The sequence below is a fragment of the Chitinophaga sp. 10T418 genome, from assembly GCF_056394125.1.
In genome coordinates, this window is sequence record NZ_JBFTHG010000014.1 from 46,757 (window position 1) to 71,070 (window position 24,314).

Genomic DNA, 24,314 nt, shown 5'->3' on the forward strand with positions numbered 1-24,314 from the left:
ATGAAAAAGCTTTTAATCATAGCAACAATAGCTTCACTGGCTATTGCCTGTAAGCAAAAAAATATCACCTGGACCGTACAGTCACGCAATATGAACGAGGCCGTATATGCCTCCGGTGCAGTGATGCCACAGGCTTACTATTTCCTGAAATCCAACAGCACAGACCTCCTCCTGCAAATGAATGTAAAGGAAGGTGACTCCGTAAGCAAAAATCAGGTATTGGCAGTTCTGGGCACTCCCAGCCAGCTTACACAACTGGATATACTCCACAGCCAGGTAACATTGGCCGGCAAAAATGCAGGTGATGGTTCCGCCATCTTACGCGAACTGCAGGAAAAAATTGAACAGGCCAAACAAAAGTATGATGTTGATGCGCGGAATGCTGCCCGGTATACTGATCTGGCAAAAGATAAAGCCGTTTCAGAAAAAGATGCAGAACAAAAAAGACTCGATGCATCTGGTAGTCTCACTACCTACAAATCCTTACAACAACAATACCTCGCACAACAAAATGAACTCACCGGCCAGTTGCTGCAAACCCGCCAACAATACGCTGCCACCAGCCAGGTCCGGGAAGGGAAAGTGCTGAGAAGCCCGGTAAATGGTAACATTTTTAAAGTATACCTAAAAGAAGGAGAGCTCGCCCAACTTAATGACCCGGTAGTCATGATAGGCCAGCCCGGAAAATTTAAACTGGAGCTGCTGGTAGATGAACGCGATATCAGTAAAATCAGTATCGGGCAGAAAGTATACTTTGAAACAGATGTATATGCAGGTAAACAATTTACTGCTACTATCAACAAAATTGTGCCGCTACTACAGAAAGAAAGCAGAAGCTTCCAGGTAGAAGCCGCCGTCACAGGCAATCATACCTTTTATCCACAGTCTTCCGTAGAAGCCAATATCATTATCCGGGAAAACGTAAGCGCCCTGATGATCCCCTCTGACTTCCTGCTGAAAGGCGATAGTGTGTACCTGCAGCAAGGTAAAGAGTTGCAGAAGACTGGCATCGTTAGCGGCGCCAAAAATGGCAACTGGATTGAAATAAAATCCGGTTTACATGCCGGAGATATCATCGCTAAAAAAGAATAAGCCATGAAAATATTCACCAACATACAGTTGGCGGCATCCATTGCTTTAACGCATATGCGCACCCGCCTCAAACAAACCATCATTGCTACAGTAGGGGTTACCTTCGGCATTACCATGTTTGTATTTATGGTGAGCATGATCCAGGGCATCAACGATTTCCTGAGAAATATTGCCTTCGAACAATCGCCCCACCTGCGATTGTACAACGAAATGCAGGCCGCCTCCGGTACCATACTGGACAAAGTACAATCCAGTGCCGTTAACATCGTGGACCACACCAGGCCTAAAGATGTTTCACTCAACCTGAAAGACGGCAAACAGGTGATTCAGTTGCTGCAGGACGATCCTCGTGTGCTGGCCGTGTCAGGCTCTGTCAAATCCCAGGTATTTTACCGGCTGGGATCGAGTACCATCAACGGCACTATTAACGGGATTGTATTTGAAAACGAAAATGCGCTGTTTAATCTGCAGGCCAAACTGCTGGAAGGCAGTTTTCAGGAGCTTGCCACTACGCCCAATAGTATTGTAATGGGCGTTAATCTTGCTAAAAGACTCAACGTCAAAACAGGTGATCAACTATTACTCACCACCGAAAAAGGCAACAACTTTTATGTTACCGTTGCGGGCATTTTCAAAACCGGTATGTCGGACATCGATAAACAGGAAAGCTATGCCAGTATCAATACCGTTCAGCGTTTCATGGAAGTACCCGCCGCATATATCACGGACATCAAAATCAAATTGCATGATATGGAACTGGCGCCGGCCTTCTGCCAGGAACTGCAAACGAAATACGGATTTCAGGGGTCCGACTGGAGGCAGGATAATGCAGCAATCGTTGACGGAGAAGGGTTCCGCAATTTTATGGTATATGGCGTTTCCATCACCATACTGCTGGTAGCCGGTTTTGGCATCTTCAATATTCTTACGATGATGATCTATGAGAAGATGAAAGATATTGCCATCCTCAAAGCCATGGGTTTTTCCAATGGAGATATCCGCCGGGTTTTCCTGATCCAGGCAGTCATTATTGGCACTATCGGCGCATTGCTGGGACTTGTATGCGGCTTTCTGGCCACTTATGCCATCTCACAAATGCCCTACAAAAGTGATGTGATGATTACGATGGATCATTTCCCGGTCAACTATTCTATTGTTTACTACATCAGCGGTTTTTCTTTCGGGATCATCACCACTACACTCGCTGGCTACCTGCCCTCCCGCAAAGCATCCCGCCTGGATCCAATCACCATTTTAAGAGGCTAAACCATGAACCTGATAGAAGTAAGAAATATTAATAAATATTTTCAGCAACCTGCAAAAATGCAGGTGCTGAACGACGTAAGTTTTGATATTGAAAAAGGAAAATTGATTACCATCACCGGTAAATCAGGCAGTGGGAAATCTACCTTACTATACCTGTTATCCACTATGGATACAGATTTCGAAGGAAGTATCCGGATCAACCAGGATGAGATGCGGGGAAAAAGCAATCCCTGGCTGGCCGATTTCAGGAACMATCATATTGGCTTTGTATTCCAGTTTCATTACCTGTTGCCTGAGTTTACCGTACTGAAGAATGTGATGCTMCCGGCACTTAAACTCGCTAAATACAGCCGGGAGGAAGCAGCACATCATGCCAATGATTTGCTGAAGCTACTGGGAGTGGCAGATCAGGCCCATAAACGGGCATCACTGCTTTCCGGTGGTCAGCAGCAACGGGTAGCCATTGCCCGGGCGCTCATTAATGAGCCGCTGATTATTATGGGTGATGAACCTACCGGGAATCTCGACAGCTATAACTCGGCCGTAGTATTTGACTTGTTTAAAAAACTGTCGGCAGAGAAAGGACAAACCGTTCTGATGGTAACACACGATGAAGATATTGCCGGCAGATCTGATCAGATCATTCACCTGGTGGATGGGAAGATTGATCATGTGAACTAGCATCGTGCTATCAAACGATGTTGGTTACTACACCCTTAGCCAGCCACGGAAACCTCTGGCGGCATAGTAAGATTCTGCGCCGTTATGATACACAAAAACGTGGTCATAGCGGCGATCCGAGAACAGGGCGCCCCCGAGTTTTCTAATGGCAGGAGGTGTTATTATCCAGCTGGACGTTTTTGTGTCGAATTTCCCTAATTGCTGCAACTCCTGGTACTGTGCTTCGGTTAAAAGTTCAATGCCCATATCAGCTGCCATCTCAACAGCACTATTTTCCGGTTTATGTTCTTTTCTTGACTCCAGTGCTTCATGGTCGTAACAAACACTTCTGCGGCCTTTTGGACTTTCGGCAGAACAATCGTAAAAAATGTATTCATCCGTCTTTTTATCATAACCCACTACATCCGGTTCACCACCGGTTATTTCCATTTCATCGAGTGACCACAGTTTTTCGGGATGCGCTTCCAGCTTTGCCTGTACTTTGGACCAGTCAATACCTTTATGACGGTTCGTGTTTTTCTCAAAGCGGGTCTTCAACACGTTGAGTAGTCCTTGACTTTGTTCAGGTGACAATCTCTTTTTATTGTTTTTCATGGTGTGGATACTTTTATATTGAATCTGGTTAAATTTTTTTACAAAAGAAAGGAATAAAAGGGACTTATTTGCCCGGGGATCATACAAAAATGAAGCAGCCTTCAAACCGAAGACTTGAAGGCTGCTTCATTGATATATCTATTGATCTATTTCCAGGTTAACTCAGTTAAACGACTGCCGGAATTCCAACGGAGATTGGCTGGTTTTTATTTTAAATAATTTACTGAAAGATTGCGGATGCTCAAAGCCCAGCTCATAAGCGATCTGACTTACAGGTAAACCAGTTGTGGAAAGCATTTCCTTCGCTTTTTCAATTAGTTTTTCATGGATGTGTTGCTGCGCATTCTGACCTGTAAGTGATCGGAGCATGTCACTTAAGTAACGGGGAGAAAGATGCAGTTGTTCCGCAAGATATTCCACTGTGGGAAGCCCATTTTTTAACGCATGGGCCGTTTCAAAATAATTATTCAGCAAATCTTCCATTTTTGCCAGCAAATCATTGTTCACGGCTTTCCTGGTAATAAATTGTCGCTTGTAAAAACGATTGCTGTAATTGAGCAACACCTCAATGTAAGATATGATCACGTCCTGGCTAAAATCATCAATCGGATTTTCGAGCTCCGCAGAGATATGCTCAAGTATGGCCAGGATGGAGACTTTCTCCTTTTCAGAAAGGTGAAGGGCTTCATTAGCTTCGTAAGAAAAGAAGCCATAGTTTTTGATGTTTTTTCCTAACGGATAATTACGAATAAAGTCGGGATGGATAAGGAGGGTAGCGCCATAAAATTCGGTATCACTTAAAATGGAAATGACCTGATGAGGGGCGGTGAACACCAGACCGCCCTCATCGTAATCATAATAACCTTGTCCATATCCGATTCTGCCCTTCAATAATTTTTTAAATGATATTTTGAAAAAGCTGAGTAAAAACGTTTCCGGCAGCTGTTGTTTCTCCACGGCTATTTTTGTATTGTCAACGATACTAATCAACGGATGCAGCGGGCTGGGTAAACCCAACATCCGGTGTAGCGTGCTGATAGCATCAATTTTAAATGGAGGAGGTATGGCTTTTTTCATCTTCCGGATTTATGTGTTTACAAACCTAATACATTTTGTCCCATCTCTATTCTGAAAGCTTCACTTCCTACTTCGAGCCGTCTTGCATACAGGGATTTGGCATCTTCACCGGCCACATAACGTACCTGGTTTTTGCCATCTGTGGCAGCTTCGTACACAACGGCTGCTATTTGTGCTGCCGATGAAAATTCCTCTGGTTTAAAAACGGCCCAAAGCTTCTTATTAGCGTCTTCATATRCAGGGTGGGAAGGAGCATCAATAGACCTGCTCATGAAGTCGGTTGCAATGCCTCCTGGCGCTACTGTTTTTACCGCAACATTAAATAGTCCCATTTCAAAGGAGAGGCTTTCACTCCAGCCTTCCAGGGCAAACTTTGTGGCGTGATATACCGAACCGAGCGGGAAGGTAAATAAGCCGCCCATGGAGGTAGTGGTAATAAACATACCGCTTTTTCTTTCTCTGAAATAAGGGATGAACGCCTGGGTTACCCGAAGTACTCCCAGCAGGTTAGTATTTAATTGCTTTACAAGTTGTTCATCATTAATGGCTTCCATAGCCCCCACCAGACCATAACCGGCATTGTTGAATACTACATCCACACCTTGCTGAATGGCTAGCTGCACGGTAGTGCTGATCTGTTCCGGATTGGTAACATCCAATGGTAACAAGGTGACATTCTTCAGTTGCGAGAGTGCTGTTTCTTTTTCCGGATTACGCATAGTGGCAATTACTGCCCAACCTTTTTCCTGGAATAATTTAGCGGTGGCTTTACCTAAACCGGTAGAGGCACCGGTAATAAAAATTGTCTTCATATTGTTTCCTGTTTTACAATACAAAAGTCGGCCGGATATAACTATGCCACGTTGCCATAATGCAGATAGTTGTAGCCGAAATGACGAAGCCGGTTACCCCCGCTTAATAGTAGTTGTTTTATAAGATTTTCTTGAATGATAGCATCGTCTACCTGTTTGCAGGTATAAAAAATAACCTGTTTCGGGGTATTGATGCAATGGGGAACAATTCATTATTTTGTAATCAGTGTAACCCGGCAGTGTATTGGTCAGTTTGAAAGCGTTTCCTGGCATTAGATGTTTACTGATGTGGTGCTGATTTATGGCAGTGACATAAGTTAATTTCATCATCCACGTCAATAAAACAGGAGCAGGTACTGCTCTTTTGATAACCCAATATTACTATTTATGAAAAAGAGAATTCCCAAAAAATTAAATCTTTCCGCCATTAGAATTGCCACCCTTCAACAGCCAGTACAACTGGAGGTGAAAGGAGTGATGGCTACTTTGTTGTGTACGAAACAAATTACGGCCTGTAACATCAGCGGGTGCTGTTAGCCTACCTGTTTTTTAAAATGAAAACGTTATAATCTGTATCTCATCTAAAACTCCTCATTTATGAAAAGAAAAAAAATCAATTTAGACAAAAAGCTCTTCCTTCAAAAATCTTCTATCGTTGAGTTAAATGGAATGGAGCAGCACCAGTTAAGAGGTGGTGCCGGCGGTGCTACCGGAACAAATTGCCCCGGAGGTACCCGGTTGATCACAGACTGCCTGGCCACCAGCCCATCTCCACGCCAACCTTGCAATATTTGCGGTTAAATTGATTCTGTACATCAGAGATATGCTTTATGTTCTCACAGGAAAGCACATACGCCGCGCATTTCAGGACGGTGTATGTGCTTGTTTTATATTATTGAGCCAGGGAGAAAGATGCATACAATACGATAGCACGTTGTTGGATTGAAACTTTTTACTGATGGAAGATTTCGGTATACATCAACAATATTATTTATCGCCGCCTTTGCACCCACAGCAGAAGAAGACCAACTGGCAATTTAGTCCTCCTTTAATGTTTTTTTTAATTCCACATCTTCCTCCGTCAGTAAATCAAAAACTGTTTCTCCATCACCATTTGGAATATTTTTGTCTGCACCAGATTGAAGTAAGATGTTGATGCATTCTAGAGTGGCGGGGATACTATTGGAACCGCCATTTTTTAATCCATGAACGGCCCAGAAGAGAGGTGTCGATTTAAAGTCTATACATTTCTTATTAATTTCTGCTTCCGCGCCCTGGTCCATCAATTTCCTGACAACTTTACTTCTTCCGCACCATGCTGCCCAATGTAATGCAGTGCCTCCATGACAGCCTGCATGATGTATATTGGCCCCATGATCTATATAAAAAATGGCCACCTGGTCTGCATTCAGGCTCGCTGCGGCTGTAAGAGGAGTATCGTTTTTTTCTATCAGGCCATCGCCATTAATGTTTGCGCCATATTTTAGAAATATTTTAGCCATCTCAACGGCTTCTTCGTCTGAAAATTTTCCGGAAAAAACGCCATCACAAAGCCGGTGCAAAGGATGAGCTTTAGTGGTGTTTATCTCATCATATGGAATACCTTCGTTGGCAAGCTGCGGATTGTTTGACAGTGCAGCTTCAATGCCTTTGTAGTCTTTATTGTCTATGAGAGTTTTCATTTTTTTTGTTTCATTTTTCAGGTAAAATAAAGGTATGTAATTTTCATTTCCTGATAAAGATGTGGTAAGTATATTGATGATGTCTGTGTAGTTGTTTTAGTATATTTGAATGAAACAAATTTATACCTTTACATCTTCACACGGTGATTTCTTAAGAAATCACCCAAATCTTGGTAAATGATTTTAAGAAAGGCAGACATTTCAGAAGTTCCTGTTATCTGGGAGATTTTACAACAGGCAATAGCGCAAAGAAAGGAAGACGGCAGTAAGCAATGGCAGGATGGTTACCCTAATGAACAAACTGTAAGAGACGATATAAAAAACGGCTACGGTTATGTGGTTGTTGATAATAACGCGATTGTCGCCTATGCAGCTATTATTTTTGATATAGAACCCGCCTACCAGGATATTGAAGGGAAATGGCTGACAGATGGTGATTATGTTGTAGTACACCGGGTAGCTACATCGGGCCTGGCAAAGGGGAAAGGTATTGCTACAAAGCTATTTGAAATGATAGAAACTTTGAGCATGGAGCAACATGTGTATAGTATTAAAGTAGATACCAATTTTGATAATGTTCCCATGCTACGAATATTGGAGAAGCTGAATTATACTTATTGTGGTGAAGTATATTTCAGGGGCGCTGCCCGAAAGGCTTATGAGAAAGTGTTAGGCTAGGCTGACACGCTGGCTTAAACCGGGCGTGTCATCATTTCAGGTATTGCCCATTTGGGTTTAGGGACATTCATCGTAATTTGGGTATCTGTTGTTGGGTCATAGCTTAATACTTCGGGGTACTCATTGGCGTTTACTTTTTCACTAATTTCTGTGAGCAGATCGCTTGTTTCATACCACATATAAGCGTAGGTCATAAGTTTCCAAAAAAGCATTACGGCAATTCCTTTGTCACATAGCCGGCTGTTAAGTATTAATTTTGCTTTGTCGGGGGTTTTAATGAATGATGCAATATTGAAAAGTTCTAAAGTATTATCGCATCGTTTAATCTTATTTTCTAACTGCTGAAGCAACCAGCTATCTACTTCCTTCTTCTCGTAGTAAATATAAGTTTCTTCGCCTTTTGTCGCCAGCCTCATGAATGCAGGTACCTGAAGTGCAGGGAATCCGTTGACCGTTACCGGATCAAAATGAATATCAGTCTGCCTGTAAACACCCTTTGTGAAGTTTTCGAGGATTGTTTTGATTAATAGGAACACCTGATTTTCGTGTATATTTCCAAATGTGAACGTTAATTTATATTTGGTAAACTCGCGCGGTTGTGCCAACCAGAAAAGCATTAAGGCAGTTGCTTCGCTGCATTGTTCACTTTCAGCCACCCACTGCAGCACGTCCACGCCATCATCCCAGTTATGCTGTTCCGCCAAGTAGTGAAGCTCTTCCGGTGTTGTAAGCTGGTTGAATTTTTCTTTACTGATTTGATTCCCAATTCCCTCATAGAAATTTTCGTCAATAAATTGTTTCCGGGTCGGTGATAAGCTACTCATACCAGTTTGATTGGGTTAGCGGTGCATGAATGTGCAAATATACGTATATGCGTTACATTGATAGGAAGATAGGATGATGCAGGGGGTAAATCACATTCTCTTTTGTTAATAATGTCAGTATAAGGCCGTTCATAGGCCGGGTGATCAGGATCTATAGATCCTATTTAGGTGAATAATCGGATTCGCATCGTAAAAATTCACGAAAAGCAGGAACCTTTAAATCCCGTGATTGGAAGGCTCCTGCTTTTAAATATTTATCATGTTGTTATTTAGAATCCAAGTATATAAGTATTCTGGAGGAATTTGAAAAAATTTGGATAAGAGGTGCTGGGCGTAAACCGTATTCCAAATGATTTAAAATTGCTATTGGAATTACTTATTCCCCATAGCTCTATAGTGGATAGATTTGGGATATTGGAAGCCGTTGCCAGAACTTGTATGTTATTAGTAGTTGCATCAAAATAGTAGTAGTCTGCCTCGGATGTAAGCAACTGAAAAGTAGCAGTGGTGTTGTCTCCATAATTGTGATAAATACCAACAAGCCTGATCTTATTTACCTGAGGGCATCTATAAGCAATTGTTCCTCCGTTTTTTCTCACTGCAATGCCTTGTGTTCCGAATGTTTGTCGCCTTTCATCAAGAGCATTACCAACATTAATGATAGAATAATAGCTAATGTCATCGTTAATAGCATCATTTGTTCCGTCTTTTTTTCTTGGTAATTCATTGGCATTCAGATCCGACGGTCTATTGGTCATATAAATGAATGTCTGGCTTTTGCCTCTCAGATTCCTTATCGCGTCATTATTTATTTCAACGGCATAATCTCTCAGAATACTATTGCTATTCATACCCGCATCAACATCTCCCCCTGAATCCCATATAAAGGAAGCAACAGAATTATCTTCGCTAAAATAGGAATAGAATTTCTTTTGCCATTCTATTAATTCCTTCGCATTTTGATTTGGATACCCGTAGCTGCCATCATGGGAAAAAAATGAGGTTGAAATCGGAATGATAGTTTTCCCCGCATATATTTCTTTATATAGTGCTACCTGTGTTCCCATTCTATTGTAGTTATATGTTTTCATATCTCCACCACCGCCATATAAGGTAAAGGAACCGGATATCAGGTAGTAAATAGAAAGCAGGTAAACATCGAATTTTTGGCTGACAAGTGGAATTAATTGATTTTCTGCCATCATCGATGTAAATAATCGTTTTGTAGTTTTCCCGCGACAAAGGTTAATTTTTACTTCCTGTGTGCTTATTGAAACGTTTTTGCCATCCGGTTCATCAAAAAGGTAGTATCCTATTACTGCCGGATGGCTATCAATTTCAATTATTATATTTTCTAAATCAGTGCCACTATAGGGTGCAAGATTAATTATCATGCGCAGGCCGGCGGAAAGAGCGAGGTTGCAAAGATCTAGTCTGGTCATGCCTGCTCCCGGAGCAAGATATTTATAATGTAATAAACAGTTAAATCCTGCGTTCCTGATTTTTATAAATTCTGCATATGACGCTATTCCTTGTACAAAACAAATTCGTAGGCCACCAGTATCATCGCCCGCTACTTCCGGATTTATTCTTATCCACCTGCCAGCTCCGGCTGCAGGTTGTATAATATTGTAATCATCACCGGTAACGGTACTTTGATCATCCCAATAAAAATCACCTCCTCCTCCGTCTCCAGGTGCGGCAAACCCAAGGACATTTACGAGGAGATTTCCCGGACTACCAATGGTGACTTTCAGGTCGTTTTTAACAGTGTTAATAATCATTTTTTTGAGGTTTATATTATGCGCAATAATGCAACACTAAAATAGAGGATCGTTACGCAGAGAATTTGCGTGAGAGGGTATAAAGGATTAGAGAATTTTACACAATAATTGCTGCTAAAGCATTTGTGTTATTAGGAGGTTTTTTTCATTTTCTATCTGCATTCTGAAATCACCACCGCTTATTTTTCATAAATAAGCTGTACCACGCCGGACTTAAATACATTTGTTGCAGTTAATTTCAGCTGAAGCCGATCTTGCAGGTTTTCAAATAATGGTTTTCCTTTTCCCAGGGCAACAGGATGTACAGATATCCTGTAAATGTCAATCAGATCAAAATGGATGAATGTTTCAATCAACCTGGCGCCGCCATACAGCCAGATATCTTTTCCTGCCTGTTGCCTGATGTTATGAATGCTATTGATAATATCTGTGCTGATGAATTCAGTGTTGTTATCTTGTCTGTGCTGGCTGGAAAAAACAATTTTTCTCTTTGAATGAACACCATTCCAAATCGCTTTTTCTGTTTCACCTGCGTTTGCATCTGGTTTGAAATTGCCCCATGCATCGTAGCTTATTCTCCCATAGAATATAGTATCAACTGTTTCAATGAATCCTTCCAGGTCCATATCATCATCCATGATGCACCAATCAATTTCGCCGTTGGGTCCTTCGATAAATCCGTCAAGGGTGGTAGCGAGGTCTAAAATTATTCGTCTCATATCCGGGTTTTATAAAAGTAAAGATATCTTTCGCTGATCAAATTATTTATAAAAAAATCAAAGCATCTTCACCAGGTTTCCAAGTTGTTTTAATTTCGACTTTATTTCTGTTGACCAGGGTAAACCGATGCAGAGTCGCATGCAATTCTCAAATTGATTTTGCAGGGTAAACATTCGTCCGGGTGAAATGCTGATACGTTGTTTAATGGCCAGATCGTACAGTTCTGCCGTATCAATTCCCTTGTTAAATTCTACCCATATAGAAAGGCCGCCCTGAGGTCTGCTTGTTTTGGTTCCTTCCGGAAAATACTGAGCTATTGCGTGAACATAATTTTGATAATTGTCCTGTAAAGTTCGCCGAAGATGACGGAGATGATTGTCATACTTGCCCGTTGCCAGGAAATTAGCCACTGCTTCCTGCATAATAGAAGGGGAGGATATGGAATGCATCAGTTTTAGTTTCAGCAGTTTTTCCTTGTATTTGCCGGGAGCTGCCCATCCTACACGATAGCCTGGTGCCAGGGTTTTGGAGATAGAACTGCACCATAAAACATTTCCTTCTTCGTCAAATGATTTGCAGCATTTGGGACGTAGCGGACCGAAATAGAGGTCGCCATATATATCATCTTCAATGAGCGGAATATTATGTTTCGATAAAAGTGCAACGATCTCTTTTTTATTTTCGTCTGGAATGCACCCACCCAGCGGAGTATTGAAGTTTGGGACCAACAGGCAAAGATTGATTTTTGGAATCGCTTTTTTTAAGGCATCTATCTCTATACCTGTAATCGGGTGTGTAGGTAATTCCAGTACTTTAAATCCGAGGCTTACGGCCAGCCGGAGTGTGCCGGGATAGGCAGGACTTTCTACTGCAATGGTATCTCCCGGCTTGCCCACTGCCATCAGGCAAAAAGAGAGTGCATTCATTCCTCCGTTGGTAGTGACCAGATCGTTTTCATGGAGGTTACCTCCCCATGTCAGGGAGCGGACGGCAATCATTCTCCGCAATTTTGCATTGCCCTGCAAAGGTTCATACGCAGTGCCGCCATCTCTGAGCTCCCGTGTTGCCTGTATGATTTCTTTTTTCAATTTTGCGAGGGGGAGCAAATCTCCGGAGGCAACTCCGACGGAAAAAAGGGTGAGGTCATTGTTTCCCATATTGGCATACACCTTACTGATTAGTTCATCCGGTTCGTTGTTGTTAGCTGATGATGATGGCCGGCTGACTTCCGGGAGGGGCAGTTTCAGGTAAGGTAGCCGGCTTACAAAATAGCCTGACTGCGGTTTTGCTTCAATAAGTGATTGCGCTTCCAGTTCCTGGAATACTCTCTTTGCGGTGTTCATGCTGATAGCATGTTTGTCACATAGCATTCTTACAGAAGGTAGCCTGTCACCGGATTTTAAAACACCTCTTCTGATCTGGCCGGCAATTCCGTTTGCTATTTCATTATACAGGAAATCTTTACCCATGTTGCAAATATAACTGTGTCCATCGAAATACATAAAACTGGGACTGTGCTTATTGGGTCTTTTGAGCTTCTTTTGCATAGATTAAAGGCATCACAACATAATGGGCAGGCATCAATCATTCCCGGATAAATCAACGGGAAACAGTCGTAGTGGTTGGATAAATGGATTCATCGGGGTACTGATATTCAGTGGTTCTCTGCCAGCTACAAGAATGGCGGTACTTGTACTCTCTCCGGTATTTGTAACAGTAGCCCGGGCTGCTATTGCTGGCTTGATTGCGCTTTGCATGCTATTGATTTTAAAAGAAAAGCGACCAGGCAGGGGACAAATTTTTCCCCTGGTTACAGTGGCAATGGGAGTAGTAGTGGGGTTCCCGCTACTGACAGCGCTGGCGCTTCGATATGTAACATCTGCACATTCCATCGTGTTTCTCGGGATGTTACCACTTTGCACCGCCATATTTGGGGTAATACGTGGAGGAGAACGTCCTCGTCCGGCATTCTGGTTGTTTTCCATTTTAGGAAGTCTGCTTGTTATTGGTTACGCGATTGCCCAGGGGCTTTCCGCATCGCCTGTTGGTGATATCCTGATGTTGATGGCTGTTATCCTGGCGGGCCTTGGCTATGCAGAAGGCGCAAAGCTTTCAAAAACATTGGGAGGATGGCAGGTGATCTGCTGGGCATTGGTACTGTCGTTGCCTTTTATGGCTCCATTAACGTACTACTTTCTTCCATTGTCGTTCGCTGGAATTGGTGTGCCGGTCTGGATTTGCATGGGATATATTTCTGTATTCAGTATGTTGATTGGTTTTGTATTCTGGTATCGGGGGCTGGTACAGGGTGGCATTGCTGCGGTGAGCCAGTTACAACTATTGCAACCATTTTTTGGATTGACGCTGGCGGCTACTTTACTACATGAACAGGTAAGCATTGGGATGCTGGGTGTTACGGTGGGTGTTATTCTATGTGTGGCCGGATCAAAGAAATTTGCGAGGTAACAGCAATAATATCGCTTTTGCCGGGGCCTGGCAGCGCTTTCGCGCTGCTGGCTCCCGGGAGAGAAGTACAAAGAAACAATGGCGTGTTAATTATATTTATCGTGATCATACGAGTTGAATTTCTAAGGTTTCTCCTTCCTGCAAACGTATAGGTTGGGAGAAGACGATGCTGATGTCTTTGCCGGATGATTGTAGTGAGGCTTTGAGCTTCTTTCCGGCAAGCGTAGCGGTGAGGGTAGTACCCATGGCAGCGAGACTCAGTGTTTTAAGCTGTAATGACCCATAACGCAGCGTAATACTACAACGGGTACCATTTTTATCTGCCTGTTGCTGAAAGGTGCCCCAGCCTTCTGCCGCAGTGAAAGGTGCTTTGAATTGCGCTCTTCCCCAGGCAGGGGCAAATCGCAGGTAGCCTTTTGGACCATGATATTCAAAACCACATGCGGTGATGAATGTGCCGTAACTGGCCATAGCACGTGCATAGTGGTCACTGCATTCTATTTCATTAAAAGGATTTCGTTTAGCGGCATGGTAGCGGTCGTGGATAGCATGAGTGAGTACCAGTGCTTCATCTGTCATTTCTTCTGCCATCATATGACTGGCCACCTGGTGTTCGAATCCTGACATGCACTCATGGAAATATCCCAACTGCCAGGAAGCATTTTCTCCATATGGTTTTGGTTCGTTGTGGGGGTTCGAATTCATGATCATGCCACCTTCTCCTTCCAATGCATAAGGCCGGCCGCCAAGGTGCGTTTTGATATACGGGCCTACATCTGTGGTAAAATTATATTTCCATAAGGAACGCAGTGCTGTGCGTGTCTGCTCCTGGTCCCATAGTCTGCCGAGTCCAGCCTGGAACGCCCAGCTTTGTCCGTATACCTGGTCAATATGGCAAGTGTTATAGGAGCCCAGTTTTGTCCGGCCCTGTATCTGATCGGGACGGTGAATAAAATATTCGCCGTTGAAAAGATGCTTTGACATGTTGCTGCATCCTTTTGTTACGTATTCCTTACAGCGTGTGGCGAAGTCGTTATCTTTCATTTCCCTGGCCATATATTCTCCGGCGCGGGCGGCAGCGATACAAAGACCAACGATCCAGGCGATTTCTCCTTCCCATACTGCATCGAGTGTATTTTCCATTGGGGTATCCGTCATGCCATCACCATTTTTATCCTGTGCCAGCATAAAGCTCACGGCTTTTTTTATCTGCGTCCAGTTTTGGCGAAGAAACTGATCGTTCGCGCTCATCTGGTGTTCGCGGTAGATCCGGAGGATGGTGCCGGCCTGCCCGTCAATGGCGGGGCGGGATTCATATTCGGCGCGGAAAATGATGCCGCCATCTTCCTGCATGGCGATACCGAGATCGGTGCGTTGTCGCGTATCGCTTTCCAGTGAAGGGAATATGCGGCCCATTGCCTGTGCATATTGCCACACATGTGTGCAGGTACCTTCGCAGGCATTAACGCCTTCCCATCCCCAGAAGCGACCATTCGCAAAACGGTAGGTATTGGCGGTAGCGAGTGTGCCGATATTCAGGAATGTACGCTCCAGGAACCAATAGGGAAGGGTAGCGTCATAATAGGTTTCATGCCAGCGTAGTGTATGCCCCCAGAGTATTTTAAATTGAGGTGCAATGTAATCTGCTACGGCCGCAGCATCAGCGAAGCGGCTGGCGTAATGATAACCGGCAGCAGCTTCTTTCAGTTTTCCTACTCTCTTTAGCGGATGGTTAAAATGCCAGGTCAATACAAATTGCGCCTGTAATGTTTGGTCTGCAGCGAGTTGTTGTTGGGGACTTGCCAGGGAAGCGACCAGTTTTTCTTCTGCCTTCGCTGTTGCCTTTTCGTTGTGCGCAGTAAAGAAGCCCTCCTGTACCGGCCAGGGGCTTGCGTTGGTATTGGCGATGGCACCGTTGCCAAGGTATAATATGCAGGTGCTGCCGTGGTCCGGGCGGTCAACTGTTTCATCAACAGGTTGGAAGGAGGAAAGAATCTTCGTATAACCTATGCCGTTATATGCGGTATTCAACTTTTCGCCTTCGCCTTTTTTTGCGGTGATTTTCCTGGCGCCATTTTCTAACCAACCAGCAACCGCGGCAACAACAGGTTGTCCGGAAATATTCTTTATACTGATATCGAATACGGTAGCGGGCATACCGCTGTTATCCGCATCCAGTGGAATGAAAATGCCGCCTGCACGCAGCGCTACTTCCACCGGAAAACTGCGGTGTCGGTAACGTACAGTGGCTACCGGATAGGTGGCTTCAAAACTCACTTCTTCCCAATCATCTTCCTTCAGTTGAAGTACCTGCGTTTTACCCCCGGTTTCCACGAGTATGGCAAAGCCCTGGTCCAGCACCCGGTGATTGGCTGCCAGTGCGGGCTCTACGTAGCTGGCGCCATCTCTGTTGTGGATCTGTCTTTCAGAAACACCATCATTCCAGAGAACTGTTTTCGGATCAATGCCTTCCCGTTCATCGTTGAAGATGCTCCAGAGCCATAAGCGGCCATCGCCGCCGAGGTACACCGTACCAGTATGCAATCCACCTGCGGGCATGCCGATGTAACGCAGCTCATTCTTCGCCTTGGTATATAACGTAGGCTGGCCGCGTTCATAAAGGGTCCGAACCCAGGAGGGATCGAGTTGCTTGTCTGCCGGAATATTGTGTTGTGGCAGCAGTACACCGGAATACGTTTTCTTGTCCCCGGCCAGCCCGGATAACCGCAGACTGAATATGCCCGCAGCCACCAGACCTGTTTGGCGAATAAATTGCCTCCTTTCCATAATGTATAAATATTAGCGGAAGCCAATATGGCTTCCATCATTCGTAATTAATCTTTAGGTAGCCAGTAATTAAATCCTTTACTCTTTACCTGGGCCCAGCTGAGCGGAGAGAATTGTCCGCCACGTACTACATCCAGTGTGAAATCAGCGCTTTCAAAGGTCAGTACATCTGTATAATCCTGACCGATTACATTCTTATAATGGACCGTCAAGGTTTTGAGCCGGGGATCATAAAAATTATCATCACTTGCCTGTTGCACTGTTGAATACGCAAATGTTTGTGAGGGGAAGTTGGTATTACCAGAGAGAACAGGTTCCACCCTGTAAATTCCGAAGTCCTTGTCAACAAGACTTAGCACATTATACATCCAGCCGGCGCCATGTAAACCGAACACCTCAAAGCTCCAGGCACTTGTGCCCCAGATGATGTATTTATCTTTGAGCAGGGGGTCATCCGTGATGCTCATCGGCGTAATGAATTTATATTTCCTGGTTCTTCCATCCGGATTGTTCTCTGCCACATTACTGGCCAGCTGTACGGAGAAGTATCTTCCCATAGGAATTTTAGGAATTGGAAATCCTGACCAGTTAACGGTTTTGTCTTGTGTAACCAGGAGACCTGCAATCATGAACTGCGTATATTGTCTGCTCAGTGGTATCTTGTCGGCGCGCACTATCTTCAATGGAAAGGCAAAGTCCTCATAGTCTTTCATTTTCGCTCTTTCGATGGGTACATCAAAAATCAGGGAGGCTGAAGAAGTCCCTTTTTTGATGTCGACTACAAAGCCTTTTTCTTTTTCGTTATAAAGAACGTTGGAGGTGTAGGCGGAAGGATCCGGAATTTTCTTCGTTGTATTTTTGAGGATATTATAGTCTTCCAATATTTCCTGGTCAAAATCAACGACAATCTGGTAATCCTGCGAGGCAGGCAAAGACCCGCCAATACCCACTTTAAATTTTACCTGTGCAACAAAAGTTTTTGTATCAATGATGGTATCTGAATCATACTGGGCATTTTTATATTTTAAAGTATCTACAAAGGTATGTGCCGGCAGATCGGATATTTCCCTTTCTGTAGCGGATGTGGACGCAGCAGAAATGATGTAGGCTTCCTGCCGGTAGAACTCTTTGTTTTCGTAGTCTGGTTTACCACAGCTGCCTAATGCTGTAATAGCAAGTGTGATGAAAAATATACTATAAGTGCGTTTCATGATATCTGATTTTAAATGACCTACCATCCCGGATTTTGTGAAAGTGTACCCCAATAGTTTGCCACCTCCTGGAAAGGAATGGGTAAAAAATAATTTTTGGGCCTGAAGACATATCCATCGATTACCGCCCTGTCGTAGAAGCTGCCATCTGCAGCCATAAAATTGCATCCGTAAACAAGTCCGCTCATACCCAGACTATTGCCCCAGGAGTCGCGGGTTGTTTTACCTGCATCCTTCCAACGGCGGGAATCAAAATACCGTTTCGCTTCAAATGCAAGTTCTACATACCTTTCCCGCTTAATCCGTTCCCGCATCACTTCGCGGCTGGCAGGAGCATATCCCGGCAATCCGGCGCGGAACCTTACCAGGTTCAGGTATTTTATTACATCTGCATCTCCGGGAGTGAATTCGTTCAGTGCTTCTGCGTAGGAAAGATAGATTTCAGCCAGACGGACTACATGATAAGGTTTATCATAGCTGCCACCTGCTTTCTGGTCATCATCCGATACCCATTTTACGATAGGATAACCGGATCGGGTAGAAGGCCTGTCTGATTGGAGGAAGCCATCCAGCGCATTGGCTTTGTAATCGGCGTAGTACAGGGTGCCATTATTCTGTTGGTATCCGCGTCCGATAAATCCAATGGTAGCATAAAACCGCGCTTCCCGGTTGAGGCAACGGTTAGGCACTTTCGCATTTGTATTTGACAGATTAAAGCCGGTAATGATGGGGGTATTGGCATCTTTACCAGACCCGGTGATATACAAATTATCACCGCTTTCAGCAACGCCGATGTCGTTATACAATTTCCTGTTTTCCTCATCAATAGTAGCACCATTGTTCATGAAGAAGGCATCTACCAGCTTCTGTGTAGCGGATACCCTGGCTGTATATTGCGCGCCCTCGCCGTTGTTATAATTCCTTGGGAATCCAAGAATAGAAAGATTGAAGGTTTGGTCGGGTAAGTTAACCATCCAGATCGCTTCTTTATTCCAGTATGATTTGCCACCACTAAACAATCCTTTAAAGGAGCGATAGGGATCAATACCGGCAGGTCCATTAGGCCATGCTACATTGTTTCCGGGGAAGTTGCCAAGAGGAACGGTAATATTACCGCTGTTGGCAGGAACGGTGTACAGCTCGAATTTTCCCAGGTCAATAATTGCTTTGGCGGCATCGGCTGCTTTCTTCCATTTCAGCAGGTCAGTGGTAGTAGAGAAGTATGCTTTCCCTTTGGGATCCTTGAAGTTGCTGTAATCCGGGTTACCATTGACGAGCGGACTGGCATCCCATAACAATACCCTGGCTTTGATGGCCATGGCAGCTTCACGGGAGGGTCGGCCCATTTCAGAAGTAAGCACATCTTCTTTCACCGGCAACAGTTTAATACAGGAGTCCAGTTCTGACACAATGAAGTTGACACATTCTTCCTCAGTATTTCTGTTAGTGGGCAACTGTTCTGTGTTGGAGTAATCCACTGTTTTGCTGACAATGGGGAAAGGCCCATACAACTCCAGCATTTGTGAGTAGTAAAATGCGCGCAGGAACCTGGCATCGGCGGCATATCCTTCCACTTCGCCCGTTACCAGCAGTTTGTCGCTTGCTTTGTGGTAATTCTCCAGGAAAAGATTACAGGTTCGGATAGCTCTGTAATAACTTCCCCAGAAGCTATAGATAGTATTATCGGAACTGAATTTGCCCTGAGCAAAGATGAGATTGGAGTAATTATCCAGTCCCGCATGGCCTTCATCGTAGTTGGTATTAAACGGCCACGAATTAATCATATCGGTATAGTTGGGGATATTGCCATAACAGGCTGCCCAGGCTTTACGGATATCTATTCGCTGCGTCCAGATGTTGTTGAGATTATTTACTTCGTGCAGATATTCATCTGCTTCCAGGTAATGACAACTGAAAGATGGAAGGAGGAATAACAGGACTACAAGTAATTTTGATATACTATTTTTCATGAACGTCTTTTTAAAGGTCAAATCCAATTTCCAATCCCAGCGATATGGTTCTTTTTAAGGGATAGGCATACGATGAATATTGCTCGGGATTCCAGTCCTTAAATTTGGAGAAGGTGATCACATTGTCGCATCTTCCATAGTAGTAAATACTTCTGAACGGTGATTTTTTCGATCTGGGTGTCCAGTTGTAACCTAATTCAGCATCTGCGATTCTGAGGTAAGATGCTTCTCTTAACCAGAAGGTGGAAGTTTGGGCGTTGTTCTGGTTGTCGGTACCGAAACCCAGTCGTGGATAGGTGGCATCAAAATTTTCAGTAGCGGCATTGCCGGAATAAGAAGCTGGTGTCCAGTGATTTTTGACAGCTGCCATGTAAACGGCGCCATTTTCATTCCCTCCGGAGTTATAGGGATTGAATGGAATTCTTCCTCCGCTGATGCTTCTGTACATGTTTAACTTGCCAATGACGCGGGTGGCGAACGTCCATTTTTTGTATCGCAGGTCGATGGCCAGCGAGTAGCTCCATTTCGGATATATATTCCCGGTCCAGATCCTGTCGTTCGGTGTGATCACACCATCACCATCGATATCTTTGTATTTGATGTCGCCGGGCATCACCTTGTTCCAGGTTTGCACCGGACTGTTATCAATATCTTTCTGGTCTTTAAACAGTCCTAACGCGATATAATTCAGGTCGCGTCCCCAGTCGAGACCGATACCGCTCTGATAGGCCACTTTGGGATCCAGTTGTCCGTTTTCCAGGATGGTATTTGTATTGTAGCTGATAATTCCTTTGATATAATTGATCTTGAAATTATTCCATGATTTGGTATAGGTGAGATCGAAGTCAATACCCCTTGATTTTGTTCTGCCCAGATTAGCCTTTGGAGCGGCGGGGAGGCCCAGTGTGGCTGGCAACCGGTTAAGATCGATGAGCTGATCGTTGTTCACATATTGGTAGGCATCGATCACCAGTTTTACTTCTCTGAAAAAACCTATCTCTGCACCTAAGTTCAGTTTCTGGTTACGTTCCCAGGTGAGGTTCAATTGCTCCAGCCTCGATTCTCCTAGACCAGGGATGTAAGTGCCACTGCCTGCCGCCTGTCCGAATCCGAAAGTGTAACCACGAACGGGACCTGTGGTAGCCATGTAACCGAAGCGGGTGGCGGATCCGGGGGCACCTACCGTGCCATACGATACCCTGAACTTGAGGAAGTCCACCACTTCTGAAATGCCGCTCCAGAATTTTTCAGATGAAGGTACCCAGCCGAATCCGATGGAAGGAAAAGTAGACCATCGTTTATCCGGTGTAAACATCTGTGAGCCGGAGGCACCGAAGTTGACATCTGTGAAATATTTGTTGGCCCAGCCTAATGTTAATCTTCCTGCAACAGATTGCTCACGTGCAGGCAGCGCATTGATCAGCAATGTGGCGCCACTTCCGTCGGGAGCATCTGTGAGAAATTCGCGTTGTTTGTATAATAGTAACCCTGTTACCGACAGGTCTTTAAAAAACGTTTGAACATAATTCAGACTACCCTGCAGTTCTATCACCCGGTTGCCGGTGGGAGATATGTAATTGAAGCGCATTTTATCATCGAGATCCGGCGTTTTGTTGATGGTAACGAGGTTACCTTTTTCATCTCTGCCGGAGCCCATGTAGCTGTTCGCAAAATCCGGCGCGTTACGCTGATAGTCTTTGATATACTGGTGAGCGTAGAAATTGCTTTTTGTAAAAGAGGCAATGCCGTTGAGAAATAGTCCCTTGGTAATCCAGTCCAGTTTCTGTGTCAGGTTTAAGTTGGTAGACATGTAGTTGGCGTACCGCTTAATGAAACCGGTTTTGTTCAGCAGTGAATATGGGTTAACAATCCCGATCGGTTCTTCCGGTGCAGTACCATTGGAATATTCTGCAGGGAATAATGTGGGATTAATCATATTCATGATGTCGAGCAACCTGTCTACACCCTGGCCGGGCTCTGTGGTGGTGTTGTACCGGCCATCGAATCCAATCCCCAGCGTTGTGGTGGAGGTAAGATCTGCCTTCAGGTTAGAGCGGAAGTTGAACTGATTGTAGTTAGCGTTAGATGCACTTGTACTGTTGAACATGCCTTTCTCGTTGTAAAAGCCACCCGACATGTAATACGTTACGGCGTTGCCACCACCGCTGATGTTAAAGTTGGCTTTGGTGGAAGGGTTGTTCTGCTTCACCATGGTTTTATACCAGTCTACATTCGGATAGAAATCCATGTCGCTGTCAGAAAATTTTGCAATTTCTGCATCAGAATAATAGGGACGCTTACCCCGTACCACAAGGGCCTCGTTCTTCATCTTTGCATAAGTAGGTGCATCTATCCATTGAGGTTTATAGGATGCGTTGTTAACGGAGTGGGAAGCAGAAACACGGATGGTGGGCCGTGAGGCGATTTTACCGGTTTTAGTAGTGATGACGATGATACCGTTGGATCCTTCCAGTCCATACACTGCCGTGGCGGATGCATCTTTCAATATCGAAAAAGTTGCGATGTCGTTTGGATCTACATCATCAATATTTCTCCTCAGCCCATCAATCAATACCAGTGGCGCCGTATTACCGGTAACAGAGTTGATGCCCCTGATGATGAATGAGGCGCCGTCTTGCCCCGGTTGTCCTGATTGTTGTACAAATGTGACGCCTGCTACTCTGCCCGCGAGTTGTGTGGTAAGAGAACGGGTAGGTCCTTTTAATTCGCTGGGATTGACAGTAGTAATGGCGCCTACCACGCTGACTTTCTTTTGCACGCCCATGGCTGTTACCACAACTTCGTCTTTGGTAAGACTTTCCGATTCCATTAAAATGGGGAATTTGCGCAGGCTACCATTTGGGATTGTTTTGATATCAATCTCCTGGGATTTATATCCTACAGATGATACTACCAGTGTGGAATATCTTGGAATATTACTGAGAATAAAGTACCCATTTTTATCGGAAACCGTTCCTACCAGCGGATTTGCTTTCAGATAAATACTGACACTGCTTAATGGTTGTTGCTGAAGATTTCCAATGGTACCTGAAATTGTAATGTTTGCTCCTGTGGTATCTCTTACTGCCAGCAGCGCAGAACGTGGTGTATGGAGCGTTACCAGTTTATTTGAATTGACGCGGAAGGAGATATCCGTTTCTTTCAGAATGGCAACTAATACGGTGGAGATGTCGGCTCCTTTACCGTCATAGTTTGCAGCAAGCCGGTCGAACATTGGATCTTCCGTATAAAGAAATCTGTATGGTGTGGTTTTTTCAATGTATTCAAGTACTTCCCTGATCGGTTTTTTACCAGCAGGAATGCTCACCTGTTGTGAATACGCCCCAAGGCATGGGCTCAGGCATAGTATGATGGTAAGATACAGTAGTAGCTTGCAGCATTTTTTCACGTTCATGTAAATTTTGGTTTATAAAATGAAGATTCCAGGCAAAAGCAGGTACCAGTGGACGTTATGACGTCCACAATATCTCTTTTATGAAAAGTAGTTGTAGTTTAAATGTTAGTCTTTGCGCTGTATGATTACCTACAGCAGTGATCTATTGGCTGATATAAATTTTATTACCCGAACTTGTATAATGAAATGGAATAGTTTGTTGTAATGCAGGAATGATCTCCTGAATCGATTCATCTGAGAATGTTCCGTTGATGCGTATGTTCTGGAATACAGTATCACTAAAATAAATGGATACGTTAAATTTTCTTTGCAGCTCGTTGGCAACATCCTGGAATCTGGCGGAGCGGAATACCAGTTTATTTTTTAGCCAGGCCATTTCATCGAAGCTGCTGTCGATGCGATTGAAGGACATGTGTTGTAATGATACGGTTTCACTGTGTGTTTCTTTCGCCGTAGCGGGTGCCGTGTATGTGTTTTGTTTTTGATTGATGGTTACTTTTTCCCGTGGCCGGAGAAGGATCACTCTTTCCGGATCTTTTTCCGTGGTCAGCTGAATGGTGCCGGTAAATAGCGAAGCTTCCACCATAGAATCTTCTGCATAGGCTTTTACGTTAAAGGTTGTTCCCAGTACTTTGACTTCTACTGCTGCAGTAGCAACAATCATCGGCATAGACGGGTTTTTCCTGACGTCAAAATATGCTTCTCCTTCCAGGTTGATCAGCCTGTTTTTTACACCAAAATCTTTGTCGTAGCTAAGCCGGCTACCTGAGTTTAAGATAACAACAGAACCATCCGGTAAATGAACCGTAGTTTTAGCGCCACGTTCTGTATTGATTTTATTGCGGAAGGTGTTGCCGGTATCATGACTTAGTACTAGGTACAGGAAGGTGACGGCAGCCAGATTGAGCGTAGCGGCTATGTACATCTTTGAATAGCGCCTGAGGTGCTTTTTGATGCTCCATGTCTGAGGTGCCGCAGCAGTATTATCTGACAAGGATTCGCCGAGGGCGTTTCGGAGGCGCATCTCGCTCCGCTCTACCATGGAAGGATCTTCGCCTGTAATGACTTCCAGGTTGAAAACAGCGTTCAGGACTTCGCTTTGCTGGAATTCCTGCTGATGTTTCTTTAGCAGGTCCTCCAGTTCTTTCATCTCCTGATCAGAGATTTCGTGATTAAACTTTTTAGCGAGTAATTCCCAAATTCTATCCATGTAAATGGCGGTCGTTTATTAGAAGGAGTGGTAAAACTGCCACTT

The 24,314-nt window shown here is 44.2% G+C and carries 20 protein-coding genes; 7 read left to right on the top strand and 13 right to left on the bottom strand.

Translation table 11 applies throughout. The annotated features are described in order from the left end of the window. Genes AC1DCV_RS30220 through AC1DCV_RS30230 form a run of 3 tightly spaced genes read left to right on the top strand, consistent with a single transcriptional unit; the run spans window position 1 to window position 3,039 of the window. Window positions 1-1,092 (top strand): efflux RND transporter periplasmic adaptor subunit, encoded by a 1,092-nt coding sequence (locus tag AC1DCV_RS30220; protein ID WP_477026653.1) that lies wholly within the window; start codon window positions 1-3, stop codon window positions 1,090-1,092. A gap of 3 nt (window positions 1,093-1,095) precedes the next feature. Next, complete coding sequence (locus tag AC1DCV_RS30225) at window positions 1,096-2,358, top strand: ABC transporter permease (protein ID WP_477026654.1); 1,263 nt, start codon at window positions 1,096-1,098, stop codon at window positions 2,356-2,358. 3 nt (window positions 2,359-2,361) lie between these two features. Further along, the gene (locus AC1DCV_RS30230; protein ID WP_477026655.1) at window positions 2,362-3,039 is read left to right on the top strand and encodes an ABC transporter ATP-binding protein; all 678 of its coding nucleotides are present in this window, start codon (window positions 2,362-2,364) and stop codon (window positions 3,037-3,039) included. Between the two features lie 27 nt (window positions 3,040-3,066). Here AC1DCV_RS30230 and AC1DCV_RS30235 read toward each other — a convergent pair whose 3' ends face one another. The 3 genes from AC1DCV_RS30235 to AC1DCV_RS30245 form a co-directional block, all read right to left on the bottom strand. Next, window positions 3,067-3,633, bottom strand: coding sequence for a DUF4256 domain-containing protein (locus AC1DCV_RS30235; RefSeq protein WP_477026656.1), 567 nt, complete (start codon window positions 3,631-3,633; stop codon window positions 3,067-3,069). 162 nt (window positions 3,634-3,795) lie between these two features. Continuing rightward, entirely contained in the window at window positions 3,796-4,710 is a 915-nt protein-coding gene (locus AC1DCV_RS30240) for a helix-turn-helix domain-containing protein (RefSeq protein ID WP_477026657.1), read from the bottom strand. Between the two features lie 17 nt (window positions 4,711-4,727). Beyond that, window positions 4,728-5,522: an SDR family oxidoreductase gene (locus AC1DCV_RS30245; protein ID WP_477026658.1), complete on the bottom strand. Its 795-nt coding sequence runs from the start codon at window positions 5,520-5,522 to the stop codon at window positions 4,728-4,730. A 387-nt stretch (window positions 5,523-5,909) separates the two neighbouring features. Here AC1DCV_RS30245 and AC1DCV_RS30250 point away from each other — a divergent pair, with 387 nt between their 5' ends. Beyond that, entirely contained in the window at window positions 5,910-6,059 is a 150-nt protein-coding gene (locus tag AC1DCV_RS30250; protein ID WP_477026659.1) for a hypothetical protein, read from the top strand. Between the two features lie 60 nt (window positions 6,060-6,119). Next, window positions 6,120-6,323 carry a class I lanthipeptide gene (locus AC1DCV_RS30255; RefSeq protein ID WP_441575352.1) on the top strand — a complete coding sequence of 68 codons (204 nt, stop codon included), beginning with the start codon at window positions 6,120-6,122 and terminating at the stop codon, window positions 6,321-6,323. Window positions 6,324-6,559: 236 nt separating this feature from the next. Here AC1DCV_RS30255 and AC1DCV_RS30260 read toward each other — a convergent pair whose 3' ends face one another. Further along, on the bottom strand, window positions 6,560-7,204 hold the full coding sequence (locus tag AC1DCV_RS30260; protein ID WP_477026660.1) for an ankyrin repeat domain-containing protein: 645 nt from the start codon (window positions 7,202-7,204) through the stop codon (window positions 6,560-6,562). 177 nt (window positions 7,205-7,381) lie between these two features. Between AC1DCV_RS30260 and AC1DCV_RS30265 the strand changes: the two genes are divergently transcribed. Continuing rightward, window positions 7,382-7,882 (top strand): N-acetyltransferase family protein, encoded by a 501-nt coding sequence (locus AC1DCV_RS30265; RefSeq protein ID WP_477026661.1) that lies wholly within the window; start codon window positions 7,382-7,384, stop codon window positions 7,880-7,882. Window positions 7,883-7,896: 14 nt separating this feature from the next. On the opposite strand, the gene AC1DCV_RS30270 is transcribed toward AC1DCV_RS30265, so the two are convergent. From AC1DCV_RS30270 to AC1DCV_RS30285, 4 genes are all read right to left on the bottom strand, one after another. Further along, window positions 7,897-8,706, bottom strand: coding sequence for a DUF4274 domain-containing protein (locus tag AC1DCV_RS30270; RefSeq protein WP_477026662.1), 810 nt, complete (start codon window positions 8,704-8,706; stop codon window positions 7,897-7,899). A gap of 269 nt (window positions 8,707-8,975) precedes the next feature. Continuing rightward, on the bottom strand, window positions 8,976-10,490 hold the full coding sequence (locus AC1DCV_RS30275) for a hypothetical protein (protein WP_477026663.1): 1,515 nt from the start codon (window positions 10,488-10,490) through the stop codon (window positions 8,976-8,978). A gap of 179 nt (window positions 10,491-10,669) precedes the next feature. Next, window positions 10,670-11,209 carry a dihydrofolate reductase family protein gene (locus AC1DCV_RS30280; protein WP_477026664.1) on the bottom strand — a complete coding sequence of 180 codons (540 nt, stop codon included), beginning with the start codon at window positions 11,207-11,209 and terminating at the stop codon, window positions 10,670-10,672. 57 nt (window positions 11,210-11,266) lie between these two features. Next, a complete protein-coding gene (locus tag AC1DCV_RS30285; RefSeq protein ID WP_477026665.1) occupies window positions 11,267-12,757 on the bottom strand; it encodes an aminotransferase-like domain-containing protein in 1,491 nt (496 codons plus the stop codon). Window positions 12,758-12,779: 22 nt separating this feature from the next. Between AC1DCV_RS30285 and AC1DCV_RS30290 the strand changes: the two genes are divergently transcribed. Further along, window positions 12,780-13,676 carry a DMT family transporter gene (locus AC1DCV_RS30290; protein ID WP_477026666.1) on the top strand — a complete coding sequence of 299 codons (897 nt, stop codon included), beginning with the start codon at window positions 12,780-12,782 and terminating at the stop codon, window positions 13,674-13,676. 105 nt (window positions 13,677-13,781) lie between these two features. Here the strand turns inward: AC1DCV_RS30290 and AC1DCV_RS30295 are convergent, their stop codons facing one another. The 5 genes from AC1DCV_RS30295 to AC1DCV_RS30315 all read right to left on the bottom strand — a co-directional run bounded on the left by AC1DCV_RS30295 (window position 13,782) and on the right by AC1DCV_RS30315 (window position 24,269). Then, window positions 13,782-16,463: a GH116 family glycosyl hydrolase gene (locus AC1DCV_RS30295; RefSeq protein WP_477026667.1), complete on the bottom strand. Its 2,682-nt coding sequence runs from the start codon at window positions 16,461-16,463 to the stop codon at window positions 13,782-13,784. A gap of 47 nt (window positions 16,464-16,510) precedes the next feature. After that, a complete protein-coding gene (locus AC1DCV_RS30300) occupies window positions 16,511-17,674 on the bottom strand; it encodes a DUF1735 domain-containing protein (protein ID WP_477026668.1) in 1,164 nt (387 codons plus the stop codon). A 20-nt stretch (window positions 17,675-17,694) separates the two neighbouring features. Next, window positions 17,695-19,644 (bottom strand): RagB/SusD family nutrient uptake outer membrane protein, encoded by a 1,950-nt coding sequence (locus AC1DCV_RS30305; RefSeq protein ID WP_477026669.1) that lies wholly within the window; start codon window positions 19,642-19,644, stop codon window positions 17,695-17,697. 10 nt (window positions 19,645-19,654) lie between these two features. After that, window positions 19,655-23,059 (bottom strand): SusC/RagA family TonB-linked outer membrane protein, encoded by a 3,405-nt coding sequence (locus tag AC1DCV_RS30310; protein WP_477026670.1) that lies wholly within the window; start codon window positions 23,057-23,059, stop codon window positions 19,655-19,657. A gap of 142 nt (window positions 23,060-23,201) precedes the next feature. Then, window positions 23,202-24,269 carry a FecR family protein gene (locus AC1DCV_RS30315; RefSeq protein WP_477026671.1) on the bottom strand — a complete coding sequence of 356 codons (1,068 nt, stop codon included), beginning with the start codon at window positions 24,267-24,269 and terminating at the stop codon, window positions 23,202-23,204. Window positions 24,270-24,314 lie beyond the last annotated feature (45 nt).

Coding starts and splice junctions, on each gene's coding strand:
- AC1DCV_RS30220 (WP_477026653.1), top strand. CDS start 1: ATGAAAAAGCTTTTAATCATAGCAACAATAGCTTCACTGGCTATTGCC.
- AC1DCV_RS30225 (WP_477026654.1), top strand. CDS start 1,096: ATGAAAATATTCACCAACATACAGTTGGCGGCATCCATTGCTTTAACG.
- AC1DCV_RS30235 (WP_477026656.1), bottom strand. CDS start 3,633: ATGAAAAACAATAAAAAGAGATTGTCACCTGAACAAAGTCAAGGACTA.
- AC1DCV_RS30240 (WP_477026657.1), bottom strand. CDS start 4,710: ATGAAAAAAGCCATACCTCCTCCATTTAAAATTGATGCTATCAGCACG.
- AC1DCV_RS30250 (WP_477026659.1), top strand. CDS start 5,910: ATGAAAAAGAGAATTCCCAAAAAATTAAATCTTTCCGCCATTAGAATT.
- AC1DCV_RS30255 (WP_441575352.1), top strand. CDS start 6,120: ATGAAAAGAAAAAAAATCAATTTAGACAAAAAGCTCTTCCTTCAAAAA.
- AC1DCV_RS30260 (WP_477026660.1), bottom strand. CDS start 7,204: ATGAAAACTCTCATAGACAATAAAGACTACAAAGGCATTGAAGCTGCA.
- AC1DCV_RS30265 (WP_477026661.1), top strand. CDS start 7,382: ATGATTTTAAGAAAGGCAGACATTTCAGAAGTTCCTGTTATCTGGGAG.
- AC1DCV_RS30270 (WP_477026662.1), bottom strand. CDS start 8,706: ATGAGTAGCTTATCACCGACCCGGAAACAATTTATTGACGAAAATTTC.
- AC1DCV_RS30275 (WP_477026663.1), bottom strand. CDS start 10,490: ATGATTATTAACACTGTTAAAAACGACCTGAAAGTCACCATTGGTAGT.
- AC1DCV_RS30280 (WP_477026664.1), bottom strand. CDS start 11,209: ATGAGACGAATAATTTTAGACCTCGCTACCACCCTTGACGGATTTATC.
- AC1DCV_RS30285 (WP_477026665.1), bottom strand. CDS start 12,757: ATGCAAAAGAAGCTCAAAAGACCCAATAAGCACAGTCCCAGTTTTATG.
- AC1DCV_RS30290 (WP_477026666.1), top strand. CDS start 12,780: ATGGGCAGGCATCAATCATTCCCGGATAAATCAACGGGAAACAGTCGT.
- AC1DCV_RS30295 (WP_477026667.1), bottom strand. CDS start 16,463: ATGGAAAGGAGGCAATTTATTCGCCAAACAGGTCTGGTGGCTGCGGGC.
- AC1DCV_RS30300 (WP_477026668.1), bottom strand. CDS start 17,674: ATGAAACGCACTTATAGTATATTTTTCATCACACTTGCTATTACAGCA.
- AC1DCV_RS30305 (WP_477026669.1), bottom strand. CDS start 19,644: ATGAAAAATAGTATATCAAAATTACTTGTAGTCCTGTTATTCCTCCTT.
- AC1DCV_RS30310 (WP_477026670.1), bottom strand. CDS start 23,059: ATGAACGTGAAAAAATGCTGCAAGCTACTACTGTATCTTACCATCATA.
- AC1DCV_RS30315 (WP_477026671.1), bottom strand. CDS start 24,269: ATGGATAGAATTTGGGAATTACTCGCTAAAAAGTTTAATCACGAAATC.